Source organism: Rosenbergiella australiborealis, assembly GCF_018494035.1.
GTDB lineage: Bacteria > Pseudomonadota > Gammaproteobacteria > Enterobacterales > Enterobacteriaceae > Rosenbergiella > Rosenbergiella australiborealis.
The window spans coordinates 1-24,951 of sequence record NZ_JABBFO010000011.1; the positions used below are offsets into that span (position 1 = coordinate 1).

Annotated in this window: 24 protein-coding genes and 1 tRNA gene; 18 read left to right on the plus strand and 7 right to left on the minus strand. The window is 45.3% G+C overall.

Going from position 1 to position 24,951, the window contains the following annotated elements; genetic code table 11:
- Positions 1–73, minus strand: a tRNA-Met gene (locus tag HGT73_RS11240).
- A 202-nt stretch (positions 74–275) separates the two neighbouring features.
- On the opposite strand from HGT73_RS11240, the gene mltA reads away from it, so the two are divergent.
- Positions 276–1,397 (plus strand): murein transglycosylase A, encoded by a 1,122-nt coding sequence (gene mltA, locus HGT73_RS11245; RefSeq protein WP_214215029.1) that lies wholly within the window; start codon positions 276–278, stop codon positions 1,395–1,397.
- A 38-nt stretch (positions 1,398–1,435) separates the two neighbouring features.
- Entirely contained in the window at positions 1,436–2,236 is an 801-nt protein-coding gene (gene tcdA, locus HGT73_RS11250; protein ID WP_214215031.1) for a tRNA cyclic N6-threonylcarbamoyladenosine(37) synthase TcdA, read from the plus strand.
- Here the strand turns inward: tcdA and csdE are convergent.
- Together csdE and csdA are read right to left on the minus strand one after the other, a co-directional pair.
- Entirely contained in the window at positions 2,230–2,679 is a 450-nt protein-coding gene (gene csdE / locus HGT73_RS11255) for a cysteine desulfurase sulfur acceptor subunit CsdE (protein ID WP_214215033.1), read from the minus strand. The two genes, tcdA and csdE, sit on opposite strands and share 7 nt — an antisense overlap.
- Before the next feature lie 11 nt (positions 2,680–2,690).
- A complete protein-coding gene (csdA, locus tag HGT73_RS11260; protein ID WP_214215035.1) occupies positions 2,691–3,899 on the minus strand; it encodes a cysteine desulfurase CsdA in 1,209 nt (402 codons plus the stop codon).
- A gap of 129 nt (positions 3,900–4,028) precedes the next feature.
- On the opposite strand from csdA, the gene HGT73_RS11265 reads away from it, so the two are divergent.
- From HGT73_RS11265 to rlmM, 4 genes are all read left to right on the plus strand, one after another.
- Positions 4,029–4,256 (plus strand): YgdI/YgdR family lipoprotein, encoded by a 228-nt coding sequence (locus HGT73_RS11265; RefSeq protein WP_214215037.1) that lies wholly within the window; start codon positions 4,029–4,031, stop codon positions 4,254–4,256.
- A gap of 448 nt (positions 4,257–4,704) precedes the next feature.
- Complete coding sequence (locus HGT73_RS11270) at positions 4,705–5,610, plus strand: transcriptional regulator GcvA (protein ID WP_214215041.1); 906 nt, start codon at positions 4,705–4,707, stop codon at positions 5,608–5,610.
- A gap of 33 nt (positions 5,611–5,643) precedes the next feature.
- The gene (locus tag HGT73_RS11275; RefSeq protein WP_214215043.1) at positions 5,644–6,039 is read left to right on the plus strand and encodes a DUF423 domain-containing protein; all 396 of its coding nucleotides are present in this window, start codon (positions 5,644–5,646) and stop codon (positions 6,037–6,039) included.
- Positions 6,032–7,132, plus strand: a complete 1,101-nt coding sequence (rlmM, locus tag HGT73_RS11280) for a 23S rRNA (cytidine(2498)-2'-O)-methyltransferase RlmM (protein WP_214215045.1) — start codon at positions 6,032–6,034, stop codon at positions 7,130–7,132. The genes HGT73_RS11275 and rlmM overlap by 8 nt, the downstream gene beginning before the upstream one ends.
- Here rlmM and xni read toward each other — a convergent pair.
- The 3 genes from xni to queF all read right to left on the minus strand — a co-directional run bounded on the left by xni (position 7,129) and on the right by queF (position 10,269).
- The gene (gene xni, locus HGT73_RS11285; RefSeq protein ID WP_214215051.1) at positions 7,129–7,896 is read right to left on the minus strand and encodes a flap endonuclease Xni; all 768 of its coding nucleotides are present in this window, start codon (positions 7,894–7,896) and stop codon (positions 7,129–7,131) included. The genes rlmM and xni overlap by 4 nt on opposite strands.
- A gap of 46 nt (positions 7,897–7,942) precedes the next feature.
- Positions 7,943–9,307, minus strand: coding sequence for a nucleotide 5'-monophosphate nucleosidase PpnN (ppnN, locus tag HGT73_RS11290; RefSeq protein WP_214215052.1), 1,365 nt, complete (start codon positions 9,305–9,307; stop codon positions 7,943–7,945).
- A 116-nt stretch (positions 9,308–9,423) separates the two neighbouring features.
- On the minus strand, positions 9,424–10,269 hold the full coding sequence (queF, locus tag HGT73_RS11295; protein ID WP_214215053.1) for an NADPH-dependent 7-cyano-7-deazaguanine reductase QueF: 846 nt from the start codon (positions 10,267–10,269) through the stop codon (positions 9,424–9,426).
- 64 nt (positions 10,270–10,333) lie between these two features.
- Between queF and syd the strand changes: the two genes are divergently transcribed.
- From syd to eno, 7 genes are all read left to right on the plus strand, one after another.
- The gene (gene syd, locus HGT73_RS11300) at positions 10,334–10,879 is read left to right on the plus strand and encodes a SecY-interacting protein (protein WP_214215054.1); all 546 of its coding nucleotides are present in this window, start codon (positions 10,334–10,336) and stop codon (positions 10,877–10,879) included.
- A gap of 696 nt (positions 10,880–11,575) precedes the next feature.
- Positions 11,576–12,292, plus strand: coding sequence for a tRNA pseudouridine(65) synthase TruC (truC, locus tag HGT73_RS11305; protein ID WP_214215055.1), 717 nt, complete (start codon positions 11,576–11,578; stop codon positions 12,290–12,292).
- Between the two features lie 58 nt (positions 12,293–12,350).
- Entirely contained in the window at positions 12,351–13,658 is a 1,308-nt protein-coding gene (gene rlmD, locus HGT73_RS11310) for a 23S rRNA (uracil(1939)-C(5))-methyltransferase RlmD (RefSeq protein WP_214215062.1), read from the plus strand.
- Positions 13,659–13,689: 31 nt separating this feature from the next.
- Positions 13,690–15,924 (plus strand): GTP diphosphokinase, encoded by a 2,235-nt coding sequence (gene relA / locus HGT73_RS11315; RefSeq protein ID WP_214215063.1) that lies wholly within the window; start codon positions 13,690–13,692, stop codon positions 15,922–15,924.
- Between the two features lie 50 nt (positions 15,925–15,974).
- Positions 15,975–16,772 carry a nucleoside triphosphate pyrophosphohydrolase gene (mazG, locus tag HGT73_RS11320; RefSeq protein ID WP_214215064.1) on the plus strand — a complete coding sequence of 266 codons (798 nt, stop codon included), beginning with the start codon at positions 15,975–15,977 and terminating at the stop codon, positions 16,770–16,772.
- 165 nt (positions 16,773–16,937) lie between these two features.
- Positions 16,938–18,575 (plus strand): glutamine hydrolyzing CTP synthase, encoded by a 1,638-nt coding sequence (gene pyrG / locus HGT73_RS11325; RefSeq protein ID WP_214215065.1) that lies wholly within the window; start codon positions 16,938–16,940, stop codon positions 18,573–18,575.
- 86 nt (positions 18,576–18,661) lie between these two features.
- Complete coding sequence (gene eno / locus HGT73_RS11330; protein ID WP_048912576.1) at positions 18,662–19,963, plus strand: phosphopyruvate hydratase; 1,302 nt, start codon at positions 18,662–18,664, stop codon at positions 19,961–19,963.
- A gap of 61 nt (positions 19,964–20,024) precedes the next feature.
- Here eno and HGT73_RS11335 read toward each other — a convergent pair whose 3' ends face one another.
- On the minus strand, positions 20,025–21,350 hold the full coding sequence (locus HGT73_RS11335) for an aminotransferase class I/II-fold pyridoxal phosphate-dependent enzyme (RefSeq protein WP_214215066.1): 1,326 nt from the start codon (positions 21,348–21,350) through the stop codon (positions 20,025–20,027).
- 319 nt (positions 21,351–21,669) lie between these two features.
- Here HGT73_RS11335 and HGT73_RS11340 point away from each other — a divergent pair, with 319 nt between their 5' ends.
- Genes HGT73_RS11340 through HGT73_RS11360 form a run of 5 tightly spaced genes read left to right on the plus strand, consistent with a single transcriptional unit; the run spans position 21,670 to position 24,940 of the window.
- Positions 21,670–21,915, plus strand: a complete 246-nt coding sequence (locus HGT73_RS11340) for a Flp family type IVb pilin (RefSeq protein ID WP_214215072.1) — start codon at positions 21,670–21,672, stop codon at positions 21,913–21,915.
- A gap of 59 nt (positions 21,916–21,974) precedes the next feature.
- Positions 21,975–22,382 (plus strand): A24 family peptidase, encoded by a 408-nt coding sequence (locus tag HGT73_RS15085; protein WP_214215074.1) that lies wholly within the window; start codon positions 21,975–21,977, stop codon positions 22,380–22,382.
- Between the two features lie 13 nt (positions 22,383–22,395).
- Positions 22,396–23,151: a CpaB family protein gene (locus HGT73_RS11350; RefSeq protein ID WP_214215076.1), complete on the plus strand. Its 756-nt coding sequence runs from the start codon at positions 22,396–22,398 to the stop codon at positions 23,149–23,151.
- Complete coding sequence (locus tag HGT73_RS11355; RefSeq protein ID WP_214215078.1) at positions 23,151–24,494, plus strand: type II and III secretion system protein family protein; 1,344 nt, start codon at positions 23,151–23,153, stop codon at positions 24,492–24,494. Before HGT73_RS11350 ends, HGT73_RS11355 begins: the two co-directional genes overlap by 1 nt.
- The gene (locus HGT73_RS11360; protein WP_214215080.1) at positions 24,494–24,940 is read left to right on the plus strand and encodes a hypothetical protein; all 447 of its coding nucleotides are present in this window, start codon (positions 24,494–24,496) and stop codon (positions 24,938–24,940) included. Before HGT73_RS11355 ends, HGT73_RS11360 begins: the two co-directional genes overlap by 1 nt.
- Positions 24,941–24,951: the final 11 nt, after the last annotated feature.

Below are 24,951 nucleotides of genomic sequence, written 5' to 3' on the forward strand. Positions count from 1 at the left end.
TGCGGGGGCCGGATTTGAACCGACGACCTTCGGGTTATGAGCCCGACGAGCTACCAGGCTGCTCCACCCCGCGTCCGTGGATGCGCACTATACGGATTACGCCGATCTTTGCAACCTTAAATTTTCAATAAACCGAAAAAAAGTCTATTTCTGGTTGATTATTACTCGTAAAGCCCTTTTTTTAGTCAATTTTTGCGGTGACGACGCTTTCCAGTTTTAATCTATTAGGTGCTCTGCTATCTTCGCCAACAGATATTGAGCGATAAGAGAGACTCATGAAATTCCCATTACTGAAATTAGCCGTAACAGGCTCATTGGTCGCGATACTACTCTCTGGATGCTCATCGAAGCCGACAGACCGGGGCCAACAATATAAAGATGGCAAAATTACGTCGGAATTTGCCTTGCGTAACCAGCCCAATGCGATTGGTGCACCGGTTAATGGCGGTGATTTTGTCTATCAGGTTCAGCAAATACAAGGGGCTTCATCACGCCTTTATCAGCGCCAGCAAAGTACCTTTAATGCCATTCAAAGTTGGTTGAATGCAGGGGGGGATACCCGTCAGCTTCGTAATTATGGGATTGAAGCGTGGCAAATGGAAGGGGCTGATGATTACGGCAATGTGCAATTTACCGGCTATTATACCCCAGTGATCCAGGCTCGCTACACGCGCCAAGGTGAGTTCCAATACCCGATTTATCGGATGCCGCCTAAACATGGTCGCTATAAACTGCCGCGTCGCGCTGACATCTATAATGGGGCGGTGGATTCTCGCTATGTTATCGCATGGAGTAATTCGTTAATCGATAACTTTATGATGGATGTACAAGGCAGCGGCTATGTTGATTATGGCGACGGAAGGCCACTCACATTCTTCGGTTATGGTGGAAAAAATGGCTGGGCCTATCACAGTATTGGCAAAGAGCTGATTGATCGAGGTGAAGTCAAGCGTGAAGACATGTCGATGCAGGCAATTCGTGACTGGGCCAACAATCATTCTTACGCTGAAGTCAGGCAACTGTTAGAAACCAATGACTCATTTGTCTTCTTCAAACCCGAACCTTTTACGCCCGTACGTGGTGCGAGTGCGGTTCCTCTGGTAGCGAAGGCCTCCGTCGCCGCTGATCGTTCATTGATACCACCAGGGTCAGTATTGCTGGCTGAGGTTCCTCAACTGAACGAAAAAGGCAAATTTAACGGTAAATATCAGTTACGCCTAATGGTTGCATTGGATGTGGGGGGAGCCATTAAAGGGCAACACTTCGACATCTATCAAGGTATTGGTGATGAAGCCGCCCATCTGGCAGGGTTCTATAACCACTACGGTAGAGTTTGGATCTTAAAGTCAGCACCGGGAACGGGGCTCTATTCGGCGAATCCAGTCTTTGGTCAGTAAGAGAATAGGGCGTTTTTTATGTTAAGAGTTGAATTACGATGACAGAAGCATGGCAGCAACGTTTTTCCGGTATTGAACGACTGTATGGTCGACAGGCCGCTTATTTTTTCTCTCAAGCCCATTTTTGTGTCATTGGTATTGGCGGGGTTGGGTCGTGGGCCGCTGAGGCCCTCGCTCGAACAGGAATTGGCCATATAACGCTTGTGGATATGGATGATGTTTGTGTTACCAACACGAATCGTCAGCTACATGCGTTGAAAGAAACGGTGGGCAGTCAGAAAATCGAGGTGATGGCTGAACGAATTCGGGCTATCAACCCAGAATGTCAGGTGACCTGCATCGACGATTTCATTACGCCGGAAAACGTTGCCGAGTATTTACATCAATCGTTCGACTATGTGATTGATGCGATTGATGCCATCCGCCCGAAAGCGGCACTGTTAGCCTATTGTCGACGTTACAAAATCCCGGTTATCACGGTAGGGGGAGCTGGTGGTCAGCTCGATCCTACGCAGATCTCTGTGGTGGATTTAGCCAAAACGATTCAAGACCCTTTAGCGGCTAAGTTACGAGAGCGATTAAAAAGCGATTTTAATATCGTTAAAAACAGTAAAGGAAAACTGGGCATCGACTGTGTTTTTTCGACGGAAGCGCTGCGTTACCCCCAAGCTGATGGCTCAGTCTGTCATGCACGGGCAACAGCGGAAGGCCCGAAACGTATGGACTGTGCTTCGGGATTCGGTGCAGTGACTATGGTCACTGCTTCCTTTGGTTTTGTTGCGGTTTCCCATGCACTGAAAAAATTTATTGCGCGTAAACAGCGACAACTGCCTCATTGATCGTGATGCAATGCGGCGCGTGCCGCATTGTTGATGGCTTCAGCGACCGCACGTAAACCACTATTGCGAGTTGTAGACAGATGTTGCGCTAACCCCAGTTGGCCAAATATCGCTAACAGATCGACATCGGCGATGTTCTGCGGCGGCTGCCCTTCACATTGACTCAATAAAATCGCCAATAACCCTTTTACAATCCGGCTTTCACTTTCCAATACAAAATGAAAATTACCTTGTGGCGTAAGGGTATAAGCCAGCCATACACGATTCTCACACCCAAAAATCTCATTGTCAGTGGTACGCCACGCTTCCGGTAACGTTGGCATTTTACGGCTTAGTCGAATCAATTCACGGTAGCGATCTTCCCAATGAGGGCTTTTATTCAGCGATTTTGCGATATCTTTAAGCGTGATCGCGGTACCAAACGGATGCTGGGGTAACTGCATGATTTCGGGCCTTACTCTTCTTCGGTTAACAATTGATAAGCAGAAGTTACGGCGCGCACTAATTGCTCTACATCATCGTAAGCATTATAGGCGGCGAATGAGGCTCTAAGCGTACCACTTACCCCTAATGCTTGCATTAAAGGTTGGGCACAATGTTGTCCGACCCGTAATGCGACGTTGTATTCGTTGATTAGACTGAAAAGATCATGACTATGGAGTTGCTCAAAAACAAAAGAGATAATCGGTGAGCCGGGTGCGTGGAAAAGTTTAATACCGGGCAGTTGGGCTAATTGTTTCACGGCATGTTCAGCAAGTTGACAGGTCCAGGCTTCAGCGGCTTGCCAATCGATGGCGCGATGAAAGTCGAGGGCGCTGCTCAGACCTATAACACCGGCGGTATTCGGTGTTCCGGGCTCAAAACACCAAGGAGCCTGTTGCAAGCGATAACCGTTAAAATCAACATGAGTAATCATCTTTCCTCCTCCTTGCACCGGACGCATTTGTGCTAAACGATCACTGCGCGCGTAGAGTATCCCGATACCGGTTGGCCCATATAATTTGTGGGCGGAAAAGAGATAAAAGTCAGCATCCAGCTGTTGCACATCCGTAGGCTGGTGCACGATGCCTTGTGCACCATCGATCACTACCGCGACCCCGGCCTTATGTGCTTGGTGAATTATTGCGGCCAAGGGGGGCCTATAACCAGTCACATTTGACATCTGCGTGACAGCCAGTAGCCGTGTACGTGGTGTGAGAAGGGGGGCTAAATCATCGACAGCCAGTTCCCCGTGTGCCGTGATTGGCCAACGCACCACTTTGGCGCCGGTTTTCTCGGCCAGCATCAACCAAGGTAAAAGATTGGCATGGTGCTCTAACTCGCTGACAATAATTTCATCGCCGGGATGCAGTAAAGGCTGAAGCCAAGATTGGGCAACTAAATTAATCGATTCAGTGCTACCCCGTGTCCAGATAATCTGCTCAGCTTGCGGGGCATTAATCAGCTCAGCCACTTGCTGACGACAGGCTTCGTAACGTTCAGTGAGCTGTTTGGCTTGCAAATAGTGGCTGCGATGAACGCTGCCTCCCGTTTGGTAAAACTGGTGAGTTGCGTCAATAACGGTTTGTGGGCACAGACTGGTTGCTGCGCTATCAAGGTAGCACTTCGATTCACGAAGTGCCGGGAACTGGTGACGGAACCCTTCAGGAGAGAATTTTCTCATAGTATGTGTGACAGCCCTTTTTTTAATCTCTACCCGTGGCAAATTTTACCGCTTGGCCTATGGTATTAATACGAACTAAAAAATAATCAGCGCTAGAGTGTCTGAAGATATACGATATGGAGATAATAAATGAAAAAACATCTTTTAGCTGTATTAGCGGTTGGTGGAGTCGTGTTTACCCTTGCGGGCTGTTCGAGTAATTACGTTATGCATACTAATGATGGCCAGACGATTGTGACTCAAGGTAAACCGGCAATTGATGAAGACACCGGACTTATTGTTTACAAAGACGGTACAGGTGTCAAACAACAGATTAACCGTTCAGATGTGAAAGATCTGACAGAAATCGGCCAATAATGACGTTTTGATACTGGCTTTTTTACAGAGCCAGTATCTCCTCTCTCTTCCTATCCCGACCTTTTTAGCATGAATTAAATCTATCCATGCTAACGCAAACGATTGGCATATTTCCCACTCCGATATCGGTAATCCTAGAAGACCGCGCATAGGTATAGGCAAAAAAAAACACCGCATAAGCGGTGTTATAAAAAATATACTATGGACAGACAGGGTGTATATCACAGGAAATTATGGACTCGAAACTTCCGAGTCAAATGCAAACACAACATCACCACCTAGAGCCGCTTTTAATAAATGTCTCACTCATTAAAAGACTACCGTCGGAAGTGGGCGCAACTATAGGTATTTAGTGGAAGTTACACAATGGACAAATTATAATGCTTCACATTATAAAAACTAATGCTGAGGTAGCAGCTTGCTATCCGCAAATCGAGCACCCTAGGTTATGTCAAAACGTCTTCCTCCTCTTAACGCACTCAAAGTCTTTGACGCTGCCGCTCGTCACTTAAGTTTTACCCGTGCTGCCGAAGAGTTATTTGTCACGCAGGCAGCAGTGAGTCATCAAATTAAAGGGTTAGAAGATTTTCTAGGCCTTAAACTTTTTCGTCGACGTAATCGCTCTTTGTTATTGACCGAAGAGGGGCAAAGTTACTATCTCGATATTAAAGAGATCTTCTCCGCCTTAAATGATGCCACCCGTAAATTACAGGCGCGCAGTGCCAAAGGTGCACTGACGGTTAGCTTACTTCCTAGTTTCGCTATTCAGTGGTTGGTACCACGATTGACCAGCTTTAACCAACAACATCCTGGGATTGATGTCCGTATCCAAGCGGTTGACCGTGAAGAAGATAAGTTGGCCGATGATGTCGATATCGCAATCTTTTATGGCAGAGGAAACTGGCCGGGATTACGGGTTGAAAAATTATATGCGGAATATTTATTACCTGTCTGTTCACCGGTATTGCTTACCGGCGAGCGTCCGTTACAATCCCCCGCAGATTTAGAGCACGTGACATTACTGCATGACGCTTCGCGTCGTGATTGGCAAAGCTGGGTAAGACAAGTCGGGTTACCCCATATCAATGTGCAGCAGGGGCCGATCTTTAGTCACAGTGCGATGGTGCTCCAAGCGGCTATTCATGGCCAAGGGATTGCTTTAGCGAATAACGTTATGGTGCAAAGCGAGCTCAGTTCTGGCCGTTTGGTCTGTCCGTTTAACGAGGTATTATCAAGTAAAAATGCTTTTTATTTGGTTTACCATGACAGTCAGGCAGAACTCGGTAAAATAGCCGCCTTTCGTCAATGGATTATTGATACCGCATCCCGCGAGCAAGACAGCATAAAGGCCTGACCGATTAGGGTGAGGGCTTAAAGAGGGCTTAAGATGAGTAGTCGAATGATCTATATTTTTGTTGCGATCAGTGGCTTTTTCCTGGTGGCATTCGGGGCTTTTGGTGCACATGTGCTAAGCCATATGTTAAGCAGTGAGCAACTGGCTTGGATTCATACAGGTCTCCAGTATCAGGCTTGGCACACCTTAGCGATATTGGGGTTGGGTACGGCAATGCAGACTCGCTGCAATATCTGGTTTTATTGGAGTACAGCGAGCATAGCGTTAGGGATTGTTCTATTTAGCGGTAGCTTATACAGCCTTGCGCTATCCCATCTTCATTTTCTTGTGTTTATTACGCCAATCGGGGGAATGTTTTTTCTGATTGGTTGGTTATTGATGTTAATTGGCGCACTGCGTCTGAGAAATAGGGCGAGTCGCCATGAATAAAGTATTACTGTATTGCCGACAAGGTTTCGAGAAAGAGTGTGCGGCAGAAATTTCGGCGAAAGCCGCAGAACACAATGTGTTTGGTTTTGCACGAGTGAAAGATAATTCTGGCTATGTCTTATACGAATGCTATCAATATGAAGATGCGGATCGACTGGTGCGTGAGTTACCTTTCGACAGTCTTATCTTCGCCCGTCAATTGTGTGTGGTGGGTGAGTTACTAAAAAATCTTCCCCCAGAGGATAGGATCACGCCGATTGTCGGTATGCTAACGGGCGTAGTTGAAAAGGCGGGAGATATTCGTGTTGAAGTGCCCGACACAAACGAAGCAAAAGAGCTTCTGAAATTCTGTCGTAAATTTACCGTACCTCTGCGTGCTGCCTTACGCCAAGAGGGATTACTCCTTAATTACGAAAGTGCCAAACGACCGGTTATCCATGTGTTCTTTATCGCACCGGGTACCTGCTATGTGGGTTACTCGTATTCCAATAACAACTCAGCGTTATTTATGGGGATCCCGCGATTAAAATTTCCCTCCGACGCACCGAGTCGCTCGACGTTAAAATTGGAAGAGGCTTTCCATGTATTCATTCCTGAAGATGAGTGGGAAGAACGATTAGCCAGTGGGATGTACGCTGTTGATTTAGGCGCTTGTCCGGGAGGATGGACTTATCAGTTGGTTAAACGATCAATGATGGTGTATGCCGTAGATAATGGCCCTATGGCACCGTCATTGATGGATACCGGGCAGGTCACACATCTGCAAGAAGATGGTTTCCGTTTCCAACCGCCGCGTAATAACATTAGTTGGTTAGTCTGTGACATGGTTGAAAAGCCGATTAAAGTGGCTCATCTCATGATGCGTTGGCTGGCTCAGGGGTGGTGTCGCGAAGCGATTTTTAACTTAAAGTTACCGATGAAAAAGCGTTATGAAGAGGTGACACAAATTTTGGCGTTGATGGAAACGACCCTTTCTGAGCAAGGGATCAACATCCAAATTCGTGCGCGTCATCTTTACCATGATCGTGAAGAAGTCACCGTCCATGTCCGCCGGATTTGGAGTGCTTGGGCAGGACGGTTAGACGAACGCTAACCTCCCGCTGGCGGGAGGTAACGTAACTGGCGTAAATTACCGCTAAGGATAAGGTCAGTTTTAAGTTGAGCGAGTTGGCGGCTTATAAATGCCAACTCGCGTCCCGCATCAAGTTTTGCTTGCCACTTAGCAGGAATCGCATCGCGGTTCTGATAGATCTGCTCTAACTGCCCATATTGGGCGATCAGTGCTTGGGCACTTTTCTGACCTATTCCTGGAACGCCCGGGATCTTACTGCTCGCTATTCCACACAATCCCCAATAATCCACAAGTTGTGAGGCAAGAACCCCATATTCTTGTTGAATAAAGGGAACATCTAACCAACGTTTTTGAAAATAATCGCGGATCTGGATCCGTGGCGAAAGTAACTGGCAGTAGCCTTTATCGGTAGAGACCAGTGTTACTTGATGGCCAGCGTGAGCCATTTTTGCAGCCAAAGTCGCAGCGAGATCATCGGCTTCTTCGTCAGGCGACGTCCAACTTTGAATTCCTAAATCGGCCAGTGCGGCTTCAATGTGAGGAAGTTGTTGTGCGAGGTCTTCCGGCATCGCGCTGCGTCCTGCTTTATAGTCAGGAAAGTATTGATGTCGCCAGCCGCTCTTTCTATCTGGATGATCAAAGACGGCGACAACATGTGTCGGTTGGCTATGATGGAGAAGCTGCTTGGCCGCAGAAAGACAACCGGATAAGCATTGACTGCCTTGTACCGCGTGTAAACGCCGAATTAAATTCAGCGCGTCAATAATCAACAGATGGTAAGTCATTAATTTTAAAATCTCTGAGGCTACGCCGGTAGCGTAGCCTTTTGAGTTAGCGGATAATTTTATAGCAGGGAACGTAAGCACTACCAGGAAGTTTCATGCGCTGTTGCGAGACAAAACCTTGTAGCATCTCATCCATTCTTGCCATGATGTCACTGTCACCATTAATCAAATATGGGCCATGTTGTGTGATTTCGCGGATACCGACTTCTTTGACATTCCCCGCGACAATACCTGAGAACATCCGCCGTAAGTCTGCCGCTAATTTTTCGACCGGCTGATCTTTAAATAATTTTAAGCTCGCCATGTTTTCATGAGAAGGGTAGAACGGGTGTTGAAGATCGCTATCGATATGTAATGACCAGTTAAAACTGTAGGCATCACCGGTATCGCGACGGTACTGTTTCACCGCGGGCATAGCCTCTTTCATGACCCGAGCAACTTCTGGAGCATCACCGATAATAATGCGATAGTGCTTCGTTGCGGCTTCACCCAGCGTATGACGAATAAATTCATCTAACATGGTGAAGTAGTCTTCACTCTCTTTGGGGCCAGTGAGTACAAGCGGCAAGACTTGCTGATCATTGTTTGGATGCATCATGATACCCAGCAAATACAGTAACTCTTCTGCTGTCCCCACGCCACCAGGGAAAATAATGATACCGTGCGCAATACGCACAAACGCTTCAAGCCGCTTTTCGATATCTGGCATGATAATCAGCTCATTCACCAGCGGATTCGGTGGCTCCGCGGCGATGATTGACGGTTCTGTCATGCCGATAAAGCGACTTTCATGGTAACGCTGCTGGGCATGTCCGACGGCGGCTCCTTTCATTGGGGCTTCCATCGCGCCCGGACCGCAACCGGTACAGACGTTAAGCTCGCGAAGCCCCAACTGTTTGCCCACTTCTCGGCAATATTGATATTCAATTGGATTAATAGAGTGACCGCCCCAACAAACGACCATATTGGGGAGTTCGCCGACATGTAACGCACGAGCGTTACGCAGTAAAGAAAACACCATGTTAGTGATGTATACGGAATCGGTCGGGGCGTGCTGTTTTATACGCTTGTCGGTATTTAGTTGTGCGGTGACGAAAACAATATCGCGAAGAACGGCAAATAGGTTGGCTTGCAGTGAGCGAATAAGGTGGCCGTCGACAAATGCGGCTTGTGGCGGGTTAATTAATTCAAGTTTTACACCACGTTCACGGCGCAACACATTAATTTCAAAGTCTTTATAAAGGGAAAGGATTGCCTCGCTACTGTCGGTCTGACTACCGGTGTTGAGTACGGCCAGAGAACAGTTGCGAAACAGATGATACAAGTCACTGCTCGCGGTATCTTTAAGCATATCGACTTCAAGTTGCGATAACAGATCCATCGCTCCTAACGGACTGACATGTGTAATCAAGTGAGCTCCTTAGTGTATTTCCAGAAAGTGTCGCGATTAGCCTCCACTTTCTGCGAGTGACGTCCAGACTACGGTGTGACAGTAACGATTAACAAACCCTTTTTAGTATAATGCTATTATTGTCGAGCTAGTCGACGATTATGTGGAGCAAAATGCTCATTCGTACGCCAAGGGTTAATATCTAAGCCTCCTCGCCGTGTATAACGCGCGTAAACCGTCAAGCTTTCCGGTTGGCAAAGTGCCATAACATCGGTAAAAATCCGTTCAACACACTGCTCGTGGAACTCATTATGCTGACGGAAAGAGAGCAGATACCGTAATAACGCTTCTCGATTAATCTTTTTACCTTTATAGCGGATCATCACCGAACCCCAATCGGGCTGCTGAGTGATTAAGCAGTTTGATTTTAGTAAGTGGCTGACTAAGGTCTCTTCCACGATATCGCCGGACGTTGCATTACGCAGATAATCTCGGTTGAATTGGTAGTTATCGATAGTGATCGCTTGCTCATCGATCACCTCTCCAGCAAAATCATCGATAGGTTGGGCGGTAAAATCCTGTAAGCGATGCAGGGTTACCCGCACATCACCCTGTGCACAGTTGCTCAAATCGCGCACCAATGTTTGCTCTACGTCTTGCCAATGGCTAAAGCGCGTTTGATTGAAGCTATTAAGGTAGAGCTTAAAACTTTTTGATTCGATCAAATTTTTGCTGGTGGCCGGTAGAGCGACATCACCAATTGCGACTTGCGGAATGCCGTGATCATTGAGCCAAGATAATTCATAAAGCGTCCAAAAGTCTTCACCGTGAAAAGGGAGCTTTTCTTCGTCTAACGCAAGGCTATCCCGGTTTAAACTTCTCGGCACAGCTTGTAATAGGTCAGGCTGATAATCGGCAATATAAGCGGTTGCTTTGCCTAACGTCAGTTCGGATAAGGAAGGATGGTTTTCGTAGTCGGCCATTGCATCTGTGCCCAAGTAAATGGATGATGGCCGTAATTGTAACTGATTCAGAGTAATAAATAGAATGTTAGATGAGACCTCTCAACAACTTAGCGAGTTTACACAGCGTTATTGTCAATTTTGGCAGCAAGCGAGTCACAGTGCACCCCGCAATACGTCGTTACTCGGCGTAGACTCTCCTTGCCTTGTCGCCACCTACGAACAAGAAATCACTTGGTTGCCCCAGCCTTTTACACTACCGAAAAATTTGGATGGGGTAGCAAAAGGGGTTGATCTTCTGTTGCAGCCTTCGGTCGTTGCTTTTTACACCACACAATTTGCTGCAGAAATGCCGGCAACGTTTGAGGGAACGCCAATTACTCTGCTTCAGGCGTGGAACGAAGAGGACTTTACGTTGTTACAACAGAATCTGTTAGGACATCTGGTGATGAAACGACGTTTAAAGCACAGCCCGACACTGTTTATCGCAACAACCGAAGACGATGAAACGATCATTACTGTAGAAAATATTTCTGGCCATGTCGTGCTGGAGACCTTAGGTCAGCAGCAATATAAGGTCTTAGCCCCATCGTTGACACATTTTCTTCAGTTACTTTCTCCTCGCCGATAACGCTGTTTTATTGGTAAAGGTGTAAATGAGAATGATCTTATTAAATTGATCTGGATCACTAAATCACACGATAAGTCAAACAAGCTATCTTATGAATTATATTTTGAATCAATTGGTTAAGTTTTTAACAATCAATAAATCAAGATTGTTAGGAAATACACTGAAATAATCTGGTTGTTTATCCCCAGAACTTTGAGAAAATAAGCGAACCAGAAGGATGTTATAAGTTCTAAGGATAGGCTCAAGGATGGAATCGCTTTACAGTGAGTGAAGCTCGGAAATAGCGGGTCAGGATGATGAGCTGTTTTCTAAACATTAGGGAATCTTCTGCAGAAGGATAAGCTACAAAGGAAATGTAGCTGAGTTCATAGGATTATGTAGTCAGGAAGACACATCCTTCTGGATTGTCGAATCCTATGAATTAGCAGGATGCATATAGCGGTAGGAAGCCGTATTAAATTAGGGAGTACCGAGCTTTCGGTACTCCCTTTTTTTCGTTTATCGTTACTAACATGCTATGATCAGCCATCGATGACCCAATGTGTATGTGTTTTAGCCGCCGGTCTAATCGTATATTAAGAATAGCTCCCGCATCCCTCATCACCTACGTGTTAAATACGGCCTTAATCGCGTTAAAAAGATGAGTTCGGAAAGGCATGGCTGAAGTAACTACCCTTTTTATCCCTAGGTAAATTTGTGCTCGAAATTATTTATCAAGATGAGTGGCTTATTGCCATCAATAAGCCGGCTAATATGTTAGTACACCGTAGCTGGTTAGCCCGCCACGAAACGCAGTTTGTTATGCAGACCTTACGCGACCAGATTGGTCAGCACGTTTTTACCGTTCATCGTTTAGACCGCCCAACTTCAGGCGTGCTGGTATTTGGTCTTTCCAGTGAGGCTGGACGTGAGCTGTCACAACTTTTTGAACAGCATAAAATGAGTAAAACCTATCATGCGATTGTTCGTGGCTGGCTAGAGGGCGAAGGGGTTATTGACTATCCTTTACGGGAAGAGCACGACAAAATTGCCGATAAGTTTGCTACGGGTGAACCGGTTACACAATCTGCGGTAACTGAGTATAAAACGCTCGCTCAAGTTGAGATGCCTTATCCAGTAGGACGTTATACCAGTTGTCGTTATAGCTGGGTTGAGCTAAAACCAAAAACAGGACGTAAGCATCAACTGCGCCGACATATGTCCCACTTACGTCATCCCATTATCGGTGATACGGCGCATGGTGATCTGAAGCAAAATCGTGGTGCTGCAGAACATTTTGGATGTCAGCGTTTAATGTTACATGCCTCAATGCTCTCTTTTACGCATCCCTTTACTCATCAGCCGCTGACTTTAGTGGCGAAAGTGGATGAGACGTGGCAACAGATGCAACAGCAGTTTGGCTGGGCTGGTTAGCATCCTGACCGGCGAAACGATCTAGGATATTATTTTTAACCAGTGAGATGTCATTGCGATGGTGCAATTTTATAAAGCAAAAAAAAATACGCCTACTCGGCAAAAGTTCGCCATCAGCGTAGAGGGTCTGGATCAATTTGGTCAGGGCGTTGGGCATTATCAAGGCAAGACCTGCTTTGTCGAAGGATTACTACCCGGTGAGTCTGGTGAGGTGGCGGTGATCGACAACAAGCGCCATTTTATTCGTGCCAAGTTAATCACGCTGACGCACACCAGTCCGGAACGCAGAAAACCACTTTGTCCTATTTATTCGCAATGTGGTGGCTGCCAACAGCAACACATCAGTGAAGCGTTGCAACATTCATCGAAAGCCGAGGCATTACTCAGGCTATTAAAGCCTGTTGGTGTCGAGAAAATGGATAGGGTGATCCACGGACAGAGTTGGCATTATCGTCGTCGTACCCGATTGAGCTTACGCGTTGATCAGGCAGGCCAGTTGGTCATGGGGTTTCGGCGTAAAAAAAGTAGCGAGATTATTGCGGTCAAAGAGTGTCCCGTTTTAGTGCATAAATTGAATACCTTACTGGTGCCGCTCCAACAGTGCCTTGCTCAACTTGATGCGGTAGCACAACTGGGTCACGTAGAACTGGTGGCGGGGGACAACGACAAGGTGACGGTAGTATTACGACACTTACGCCCACTTTCTGCGGCGGACTTAAAAATATTGGAACAGTTTTCGCATAACCATTCTGTTTCACTTTTCTTAGCCGATGGACAGCAACACACTCTGCTGAGTGGTGAAATGCCGTGGTATGGTATAAATCAATTAAATTTATACTTTAACCCCCAAGGGTTTATTCAAGTTAATGCGGAAATTAATCAACAAATGATTGATAACGCTATAAAATGGCTTGATATTAAACCGACCGACCGTATTCTTGATCTCTTTTGTGGGGTAGGAAACTTCACTCTTCCTTTAGCAAAATTCGCGAGATCAGTCACAGGCATTGAGGGTTTAGCAGAATTAGTATCAAAGGCGGCGTACAATGCTCAGCACAACGGCATCACGAATGTCGCCTTTTACCAACACGATTTGGAACAAGATGTATCGCGCCAATCATGGGCCAAAGAGGGCTTCGATAAAGTCCTGCTGGACCCAGCCCGTGCGGGGGCCGCTGAGATAATGCCTTATATCTGTGCGTTACAGCCAGAGCGTATTGTTTATATCTCGTGCAACCCTGCGACATTGGCACGGGATAGTCAACTTGCGCGCCAATTAGGATATCGAGTGATAAAAGTGACAATGTTGGATATGTTTCCACACACTGAACATCTTGAATCAATGGTGTTATTTGAACGTCATTAAGCATTAAGTCAACAGTTATGCGGGAGACATCATGGTTGCAGTAAGAAGTGCACACCTCAATCCGGCGGGGGAATTTGCCGCCGAGCAGTGGATTCAGAGCTTACATAATATCTCTGAGCCGACTGCGCAAACCCTGACTGCCTGCTGGAACTACTGTCACGAAAAAACTCTCCATCACCCATCACAGGCGATCTTACTCAGCCGTGGTATTGAGATGGTCGAGATTTTGACGACGCTGAGTATGGATTGTGACACCTTATGTGCAGCACTGATTTTCCCGCTAGCAAATGCCAAAGTGCTTGAAGCGGAGCAAATTGAGGCGTCTTACGGCACCAGTATTCTCTCCCTTGTCAATGGCGTACTGGATATGGACGCCATTCGTCAGCTCAAAGCTATTCAAAATGACTCGATGGCCTCTGAACAGGTCGATAATATTCGCCGTATGCTGCTGGCAATGGTGGAAGATTTTCGTTGCGTAGTCATTAAATTAGCAGAGCGTATTGCTTACTTACGCGAAATGAAAGATGCCCCGGAAGATGAAAGAGTCTTGGCGGCGAAAGAGAGTACCAATATTTATGCCCCTCTTGCTAACCGGCTTGGCATTGGGCAATTAAAATGGGAACTGGAAGATTATTGCTTCCGCTATCTACATCCTGAAGAGTACAAGCGCATTGCCAGTCTGTTACACGAACGGCGTATTGACCGCGAAATGTATATCGACAACTTCGTCACGCAAATCCGCGATATGATGAGCAAAGAAGGGGTACGAGCAGAAGTCTACGGCCGGCCTAAGCACATCTACAGTATTTGGCGAAAAATGCAGAAAAAATCGCTCGCCTTTGATGAGCTTTTTGATGTGCGAGCGGTACGGATCGTCGCTGAACGCCTTCAAGACTGTTACGGTGCGCTCGGTATTGTACATACTCTATTCCGCCACCTACCCAATGAGTTTGATGATTATGTGGCCAACCCTAAACCGAATGGCTACCAGTCGATTCACACTGTCGTCTTAGGCCCCAAAGGTCAAACCGTCGAAGTGCAAATTCGCACTAAGCAGATGCATGAAGATGCGGAGCTGGGTGTCGCAGCGCACTGGAAGTATAAAGAGGGCAGTGCCACACCAGCAGGTAGGGGCGCTGCGGGGCATGAGGGACGTATTGCTTGGTTACGCAAGCTCATTGCGTGGCAAGAAGAGATGGCTGACAACGGCGAAATGCTCGAAGAGGTTCGTAGCCAAGTCTTCGATGATAGGGTTTATGTTTACACCCCTAAAGGCGATGTTATCGACCTTCCCGCGGGGTCGACGCCACTTGATTTTGCTTACCATATTCACAGTGATATCGGCCATCGTTGTATCGGTGCGAAAATCAGTGGGCGGATTGTTCCTTTCACCTATCACCTCCAAATGGGCGATCAAGTTGAAGTTATTACCCAAAAACAGCCGAATCCAAGCCGTGACTGGCTCAATCCGCATTTAGGCTACATCACTACAAGCCGCGGTCGCGCAAAAGTTCATGCGTGGTTTAAGAAGCAAGACCGAGATAAAAATATTCTTGCCGGTAAGCAAATTTTAGATAACGAGCTTAACCAGCTTGATATTAGCTGGAAAGATGCGGAAAAATATCTATTGCCTCGTTATAACATGACCTCAATGGAAGAGATATTGGCGGCAATTGGTGGCGGTGATATTCGCCAAAACCAGATGGTCAATTACTTACAAGCGAAAGTCTATAAACCCAGCGCGGAAGAAGAAGATCAAAAGGCGTTAGCGCAGCTGACTCAAAAGTCGGCGAATAATCAAACCGCTCGTAAAGACAGCGGGCGGATAGTGGTTGAGGGGGTGGGTAACCTGATGCACCATATTGCGCGCTGCTGCCAGCCGATTCCGGGGGATGATATTACCGGGTTTATTACGCAAGGTCGTGGTATCTCGATTCACCGCGCCGATTGTGAGCAATTAGCTGAGTTAATTAATCATGCGCCGGAAAGAATTGTCGATGCGGTATGGGGCGAAAACTATTCCAGTGGTTACACTCTGGTTGTGCGTGTAATAGCGAATGACCGCAGCGGATTATTGCGCGATATCACCACAATTTTGGCCAATGAAAAAGTTAACGTACTGGGCGTATCTAGCCACAGTGATACGCGTAAACAACTTGCGACGATTGATATGGATATTGAAATCTATAATCAACAAGTGTTGGGCAGAATCATTTCGCGATTAAACCAAATTCCTGATGTCATCGATGCAAAGCGGCTTCACTAACATCAGCTAAGCCACTCTCAGGAGTGGCTTTTTATTATTAAGAGGTTTTTATGAGTGATTCATCATTATCGCAACTGCTTTCAGTCATGCAACGTTTGCGTGATCCTGAACAGGGCTGTGTGTGGGATAAACAGCAAACCTTCGCCTCCATTGCTCCCTACACTTTAGAGGAGTGTTATGAAGTTCTCGAAGCAATCTCCCGTCAGGACTTTACCGATCTAAAGCAAGAGCTTGGGGATTTACTCTTTCAAATTGTTTTTTATGCCCAGATGGCTTCAGAACAAGGGCATTTTAATTTTGATGATATTTGCCAAACGATTACACAAAAATTAATTCGCCGTCATCCTGAGCTGTTTCATCCACAGGGCCCTTCAGCAAGTTGGGAGCAGATTAAGCAGCAAGAGCGCCAAGAAAAACAACAATATTCACTTCTGGATAATATCCCACACGCGATGCCCGCACTGCTTAGAGCCGATAAAATCCAACAGCGCTGCCAAACCGTGGGGTTTGATTGGGAGACGCTAGGCCCGGTTGTTGATAAGGTCAAAGAAGAGCTCGAAGAGGTGATGGAGGAAGCGACTAAGCAGCCGCGTAATCCAGAGCGTTTGGAAGAAGAGCTGGGGGATTTGCTTTTTGCTACGGTTAATTTGACTCGCCATTTAGGCAGTCGTGCTGAGACGACGCTGCATAAAGCTAACGTGAAGTTTGAGCGCCGTTTTCGTCACGTCGAACAGATCATGGCTAAACAGGGGCTGACACTAGAGCAGGCAAGTTTAGCGCAGATGGAATCGGCCTGGCAGCAAGTTAAATACGAAGAAAAAGCAGAGAACGAGAGCCATGCTGAGTAATGCTGATTGAAATCAACAGAGAGCCGTGGCAGATTAGTGACCATCATTGTTAGTCAAACGGCGAAGGAGGGCGAATGAGCAATTGTGACCATTCACAGTTTCGGGTATACTGCTTTCCCGTCCTGGTGCATCCACCGTCTTTAAACCTAAACCTTCAGGTTCTGCATGACAACTAACTATATTTTTGTGACCGGCGGGGTCGTTTCCTCTCTGGGTAAAGGCATTGCCGCAGCCTCTCTGGCAGCCATTCTTGAAGCTCGTGGTCTAAAAGTGACCATTATGAAGCTCGATCCCTACATCAACGTCGATCCTGGGACAATGAGTCCTACTCAACATGGTGAAGTCTTTGTCACGGACGATGGTGCTGAAACTGATCTCGACCTTGGGCATTATGAGCGTTTTATTCGTACCCGCATGAGCCGTCGTAATAACTTTACGACTGGACGTATCTATTCTGAAGTTTTAAGAAAAGAGCGCCGTGGCGACTATTTGGGTGCAACAATCCAAGTTATTCCGCACATTACTAATGCTATCAAAGAACGTATCATCGAAGGTGGCGAAGGTCACGACGTCGTATTAGTTGAAATTGGTGGAACGGTGGGTGATATTGAATCACTGCCTTTCCTCGAAGCTATTCGCCAAATGGCAGTTGATGTTGGCCGTGAGCATACGCTTTATATGCATTTGACTCTGGTGCCATATATGGCAGCCGCTGGCGAAGTCAAAACAAAGCCTACGCAACACTCCGTTAAAGAACTGCTTTCTATCGGTATTCAGCCTGATATGTTGATCTGTCGTTCAGACCGTGCGGTTCCGGCTAATGAGCGGGCTAAGATCGCATTATTCTGTAACGTCCCCGAAAAAGCGGTTATTTCTCTAAAAGATGTTGATTCCATTTATAAAATCCCTGGAATGTTAAAATCACAAGGATTAGATGACTACATCTGTAAGCGCTTTAACCTTAACCCACCGGTTGCGGATCTCTCTGAATGGGAACAAGTCATCTATGAAGAGGCTAACCCAGGAGGCGAAGTAACGATTGGGATGGTCGGTAAGTACATCGAACTGCCAGATGCTTACAAATCTGTTATTGAAGCCTTAAAACATGCAGGCCTTAAAAACCGTGTCACCGTCAACATTAAACTGATCGATTCACAAGATGTTGAAACGCGGGGTACTGAGGTGCTGAAAGATCTGGATGCTATTCTCATTCCAGGTGGTTTCGGCTCGCGGGGTATTGAAGGTAAAATTATGACCGCTCAATACGCTCGCGAAAATAAAATTCCTTACCTGGGTATTTGCTTAGGTATGCAGATCGCTCTGATCGAGTTCGCACGTAACGTAGCCGGTATGAAAGGTGCAAACTCAACTGAATTTGATGCTAACTGCCAATCCCCGGTTGTTGCGCTAATCACAGAATGGCGTGACGAAGAAGGTAACGTTGAAGTGCGTGATGAGAAGAGTGACTTAGGCGGTACTATGCGCTTAGGAAGCCAACCTTGCCAGCTAAGCGATGACAGTATTGTGCGTAAACTTTACGGTTCAAGCACCATTGTTGAACGCCATCGTCACCGTTACGAAGTCAATAATTTCCTATTAAAACCTATTGAACAAGCAGGTCTGCGTATCGCAGGTCGTTCTGGTGATGATCAATTGGTAGAAATTATCGAAAACCCTAACCATCCGTGGTTCGTTGCGTGTCAATTCCATCCGGAATTTACGTCGACGCCTCGTGATGGCCACCCACTATTTTCAGGTTTCGTGGGCGCCGCGATAGATTTTCAAAAGCGGATGGATAAGTAAGCTTTTTGGTGCAGCCAGTGAACCTTTTGCTGGCTGTGTGTCTTAGATTTAAGAACGTTAGCTTAACTAGTACTGAGGAACAACGAATGTCCAAAATCGTAAAAATCATCGGTCGTGAAATTATTGATTCGCGTGGCAATCCGACTGTTGAAGCAGAAGTGCATTTAGAAGGCGGTTTCGTAGGTTTAGCGGCAGCGCCATCTGGCGCGTCAACAGGTTCTCGTGAAGCATTGGAATTACGTGACGGTGATAAATCACGTTTTCTGGGCAAAGGTGTGACCAAAGCGGTTGCAGCAGTTAACGGTCCTATCGCTGATGCGTTAACCGGTAAAGATGCGAAAGATCAAGCTAACATCGATAACATCATGATCGAGTTAGACGGTACTGAAAATAAATCAAAATTCGGTGCTAACGCAATTTTAGCGGTTTCCCTTGCTGCAGCAAAAGCGGCGGCGGCGTCAAAAGGTCAACCTCTTTACGAGCACATTGCTGAGCTTAACGGCACCCCAGGTAAATTCTCTATGCCATTACCAATGATGAATATCATCAACGGTGGTGAGCATGCAGACAACAACGTCGACATTCAAGAATTTATGGTGCAACCCGTCGGTGCTTCTAGCCTGAAAGAAGCCGTTCGTATGGGTTCAGAAATTTTCCATCATTTAGCTAAAGTATTAAAAGCTAAAGGCATGAATACCGCAGTGGGTGATGAGGGTGGCTATGCGCCAAACTTAGGCTCCAACGCCGATGCGTTAGCCGCTATCGCTGAAGCTGTCAAAGCAGCAGGCTATGAGCTGGGTAAAGATGTTACCTTGGCGATGGACTGTGCAGCCTCTGAGTTCTATAACAAAGAGACTGGCAACTACGAGCTGAAAGGTGAAGGCAAAACCTTTACTTCACAAGAGTTTACCCATTACTTAGAAGAACTGACTAAACAGTATCCAATCGTCTCTATTGAAGATGGTTTGGATGAATCTGACTGGGACGGTTTTGCTTACCAAACAAAAGTACTGGGCGACAAAATTCAATTAGTCGGTGATGATCTGTTCGTTACCAATACCAAAATCCTTAAAGAAGGGATTGAAAAAGGTATCGCTAACTCAATCCTGATCAAATTTAACCAAATTGGTTCACTGACTGAAACGTTAGCCGCCATCAAAATGGCGAAAGATGCAGGCTATACCGCAGTAATTTCTCACCGTTCAGGTGAAACAGAAGATGCTACGATTGCTGATTTAGCTGTCGGTACCGCAGCAGGTCAAATCAAAACCGGTTCAATGAGCCGTTCTGACCGTGTTGCTAAGTACAACCAGCTGATTCGTATTGAAGAAGCACTGGGTGGTAAAGCGGCTTTTAATGGCTTAAAAGAAGTGAAAGGCCAAGCGTAAACCTGACATGATGCGATAAGGCCCTCATTATGAGGGCTTTTTTTTTAGCTGTACCCATCGTTTAGGAGCATGACTGCTCAGCGACTTTCTCTAACTCTGCGAGACTGAGTAACGCATAAGGAAACAGAAAAGGAAGCGTTGCGTTGGACGAAGGCGAAGTGGAGAGGATTGGGAAGAAAACAGTATTGAGGAGTTCTTGAGGGATCTCTTCTTGGCCTGCAGAAAAAGAGCAGAAACCCGCCTCATCGATAAAATTTAGCGTACGAAACCGGAAATGCTCAACACAAATCTTATGCGCTAAGGCTGCCTTTTGTTGGCGTTCGTCAACGAGCATCGTCAGATACTTCATAAAATAGGAGGAGGCGAGAAACGTTTTCACAATATCGAAACTGGCAGGAGGGTAGGTACTGACCATTGTACGGTGCGTAATCTGCAACGTCTGACTGAACGATTTTGGTAATATAAGAATAGCCAGATTGTAAGTGGTCCCTACTAATTCAAAGAGATGGGTGAGATAAAAAATTGGGATATCGGTATAGGTACTAAATAGCGGCAGCGAGCTGTTTTTACCAAAACTGAGCATCGTATAGCGATCATCCTCAATGAGGATCGCTTGGTTTTTTACTGTCCAGTCGTGAAGTTGCTGCCTGCGAGACTCACTAAGCCTTGTGGCGCTCGGATAGTGTAACGTTGGCATACAGAGGAGTGTTGCGTAGCGGATATTCGGTAATGCCTCTACGTTTAATCCATGATGGTCGGTAGGCACATCGATAGTCTCAAACCCATACTGAACAAATAACTCCCTCACTTCCCAAGAGCAGGGGGCCTCTAGGATGATAACGTTCCGACCTGGTTCCCGCTGAAGAAACAGTGCAATAAGGCTTAACGCTTCTTGGATACCGGGAAAGAGGAGGAGTGAATGGTCTTCAATATCTAAGCAGCGTGACAGTTTAAGAAAACGAGTAATTGGCGAAGAGGGCTCAAGGGTCGCGCGCTGAAAATGGCTTTTTTCGTAATTGACTAACCAGCGCCTGACGAAATGCATAGGCAGTCGACAGGGTTTTCTCTCTACCAACTTAGTGAGCGGATCATGGCTGGGATAAGAACAGAATTTAATATAGGGGGGATCGGTAAGGGGTTGTTGTGAAAGGGGCAGTGATTGTGTATTTTTGAGAACGACGTACCCACTTCGCTCGAAACCCTGGATATAGCCTATTGATTCTAAATACTTATAGACCACAAGTATTGTCCCACGAGAGACATGGTAGCGCATACTCATGCTGCGGATGGAAGGTAAGAAATCGCCTTCACTTAGGTTTCCCTGAATAATCATAGAAATAATATCATTAATTATTTCTACTTTTACTATTCCTTTAGCCTTTTTCACACTGTCCTCAAAACTTTTATGAGTTTATTTCTTTAATTATATAAAGTATAAAAAAAATTTCTATAGTCGCATCATTACTATTTTTATTGACTTAATTAACTGATGGAGCTAATTGGGAATAAATTAAATATTTTATTTAATATAAATTAGGAATGGAATATTTAACAGGTTCTGACATTTTTTTAAAAAAGAATTGTATCTTGAACTAAAAAGACAATAAAGTAATATCTGCCGTGTAAGTGGCCATTTGGATACTAGCCTCTTATTTATTTTACTAATATAAGCAATATTAACCTCTGAAATTGGATAAGGAAAGCTAATGAAAGATACTATCATGTATGGAATTGTGCATGGACAGAACTATGCCTACGATAATCTCAAGAAAATTAAAGCGCGTCTTAGCAAAGAAGATGGCGTAACGGCTATTGAATATGCAGTTATTGCCGTTGCCATTAGCGCAATGTTATTGACAGTATTTGGATCGGACAAAGAGTCATTCATTTCTGCAATTACGCAGAAGTTTAATCTTCTATCGAGTAATATAAAGGGAACTGTTAATAAGTAAACTTATCAAAATTTATGCCGATAAAGGAGTTAGCGCTCCTTTATCTAATTTGTGTGCCTATGATTATTATTTTAATAGCATTACTTTTAAGAGTCTGTTATACAGATATACGCTACAGAATTATCGAGAATAAGTGCGTAGCAGTAATAATATTAGTTAATATACTATACTTATATTCGATAAACCAACCAGTGAGTTTTATAAGTGCCGTAGTTATATTCGGTATTGGAATTATTATTATATTAACTAATTTTGTTGGGGCTGGAGATATCAAACTCCTATCGGCGTTAGGACTCGCCTTCCCACTACGTGAGTTGCCTGATTTCATATTCTTGGTCACTGTATCAGGGCTGCCACTAATTTTAATTGTCTTCTGCTTACATAAGTGCTCACCGAGAAGATTTTCTAAGACCCTCCCTTACGGCGTAGCGATAAGCAGTGGGTATTTACTTAAATTATTGATATAAATTAGGGGTTAACGTGAACCAAAGGCTGATTGTCATAGTTTCTATCATACTTTTGCTCTCAGGTATCTTAGGGATCTATTTTTCTGACTCAGATAGTACCTCCGTGGAACAAGAACCACAGACACCGCATATTACCTACTATGTTACTAATAGAGTCATGGCAGCCGGCGAGATGGTCACGAAAGATGATTACGAAGAAAAAACAGAAGACCTTGAAGAGGGTGCCCCTGTGCCGGAAAAAGTGGAGGATGTTGTTGGGTATTATCTGACTGAATCCGTCGACGTCGGTACGAAATTAGTTCCCTCATTATTAACTAAAGATAAACCAGAATATAACACGAACAATCAGCACTTTCGATTTACCATAAATCTTAATAAACGATATGTAAATAATATAAATGGTCTCCTACCTGGTGCCCTGGTAGATGTGTATTTACGATTTGAGTCACCAAAGAGAGAACATGACAATAAGTCAACGATATATCGTGGCGAATCTGTGGTGAGAATAGTTAAGATATTTAAAAATAAAAAATTACTGACTCCCGCACTGAAGGGAAGGATGCCCCCCGCTGATGATGAAACTAGCAATTTCACAACAAGTAGGTTACTTGATAATAACGAAGACTATTCAGTCGATATTGAACTTAGTCGAGCGGACTTAAAGAAAATTTATCAAATAGATAATAAATATGAAATGATTATCTTTCCCGCTGATGCGAGAATTACCGATAAAAAAAATGAAAGTATCATTAAAAAAGGTAGCAAGTAATGAAGAGACTCTATGCGGGAATTTCCTTAAAATCTATATTGATGATTTTAGTCATCGCATTACCTTTTTTTGCGACAGCAGAAACGATTTATCTCTCGAAAGGCACGGCAAGAACAATAAAAAGTCATGCGCCTATCGATACTGTTTTCACTACAGATGCTAATGTCGTTAATTATAATATGATTAGCGATAACGAAGTAGTGATCTATGGCGTCGATAATGGTGAGGGAGAAATACTTATCGTACAAAACGATATGACTCGCAATATAAAAGTCATTGTCGACCCTTTAATCGGAAAATTAGCCAAGCAGATTGAAGATCAATTTGTCGGCTCCACTATCGGCTTAAAAAAAGTGGGGGATGGCTATATTCTCACGGGGACCGCCGCTGATGAAGAAAGTCGTGATGCGATCTATCAAATCGTTGGCGAGGCATTAGGCTTAGAACGAATTGAGGTAAAAACCAAATTTACCAGCGAAACGACCGGCTTTGAACAGGATAACATCCCTTATTTAAGTCAATACAGCTATCGTAAGTTACAAAATAAAATGACCCTCCCTTTTGCTAACCAGGTCAACGTCAAAGTTTCTATCGTCGAGTTAAACAGAAACTACAGCGATGCCTTAGGGATAGAGTGGGGGCAGGCGATGGATGTCGGAAGCTTCGTATTAAATAAGCTCAAGTTCAATGCCACACAGCTCACCTCTGTGATCAATGCACTAGGCAATGAATCCGTTGCAAGGGTATTGGCTGAACCTAACCTTTCTGTCTTGTCAGGGGAAACGGCTGACTTCCTCGTCGGCGGAGAGATCCCTGTGTTAACGAGTTCCTCTAATGGTAGTAGCGTCGAATATAAAGAAGTGGGTATTAAGATGTTAGTGGCGGCCAAGGTTGAGAATAGCCAGAAAGTACGGCTGACGCTCTCACAAGAGGTGAGTAATGTCGATAGTAACAACGTCACCAAAACCAACGAATTACTTTTACCCGCCATTAAGTCACGGAAATCGCGCACGACAATTGAACTCGCAGATGGTGAAAGCTTTGTGTTGGCCGGGTTACTGAGTGAGTCGGAAAAAGAAGTTTTAAAGAAAATTCCGTATATCGGGGATATACCTGTACTCGGCGCATTTTTTCGTTCGACATCCTCACAGCGCGAGCGCACTGAGCTGGTGGTCGTGGCAACAGTGAATTTGGTACGCCCTATCTCATCATCGCAAGTCTCATTACCTAACTGGCAAAGAAGCACATTGCTAGAACGCTATTTAAATATCGGCAGTTCAGGCAGCCACACCTCTAAAAAAGCGGTTGTCGATTTTCTCGAACAGGGAGGTTTTATTTACTGATGATGAACTTACTCAAAAAAATAATAGTGGGAACGACCCTGTCCCTTTCACTCAGTACACTATGCTCGGCGAGTGATTATATCTTTAATGTTCAGGGCCGCAGCGATATAGAGCAGGAAATTAGCGTCGCGAAGATACTGCCTTTTTATCAATACCTGCATGGTGCAATAGAAATTCAATGGGCAAATCCTGAACTCCTTAGCTCTGTAAATAAACTGGCCTTGTTGTTAGAGAAAGAAGGGGTGCGTAAACAAGATATTGTCCGCAATTTCTCTCAGAGTATGGCATACAAAAACCACACCCGTGATTCTATTACGCTGGTACTTAAAACCTCTAAAACAAGTACCCACTGCGCCCCCTATAACCTCCGCACGCCTTTTAAGGTGATGGGCGAAGAGAGTTGTGCAATCAATGACAATCTTGATGCGATGAAAATACGCAGATAATCTGACAACGG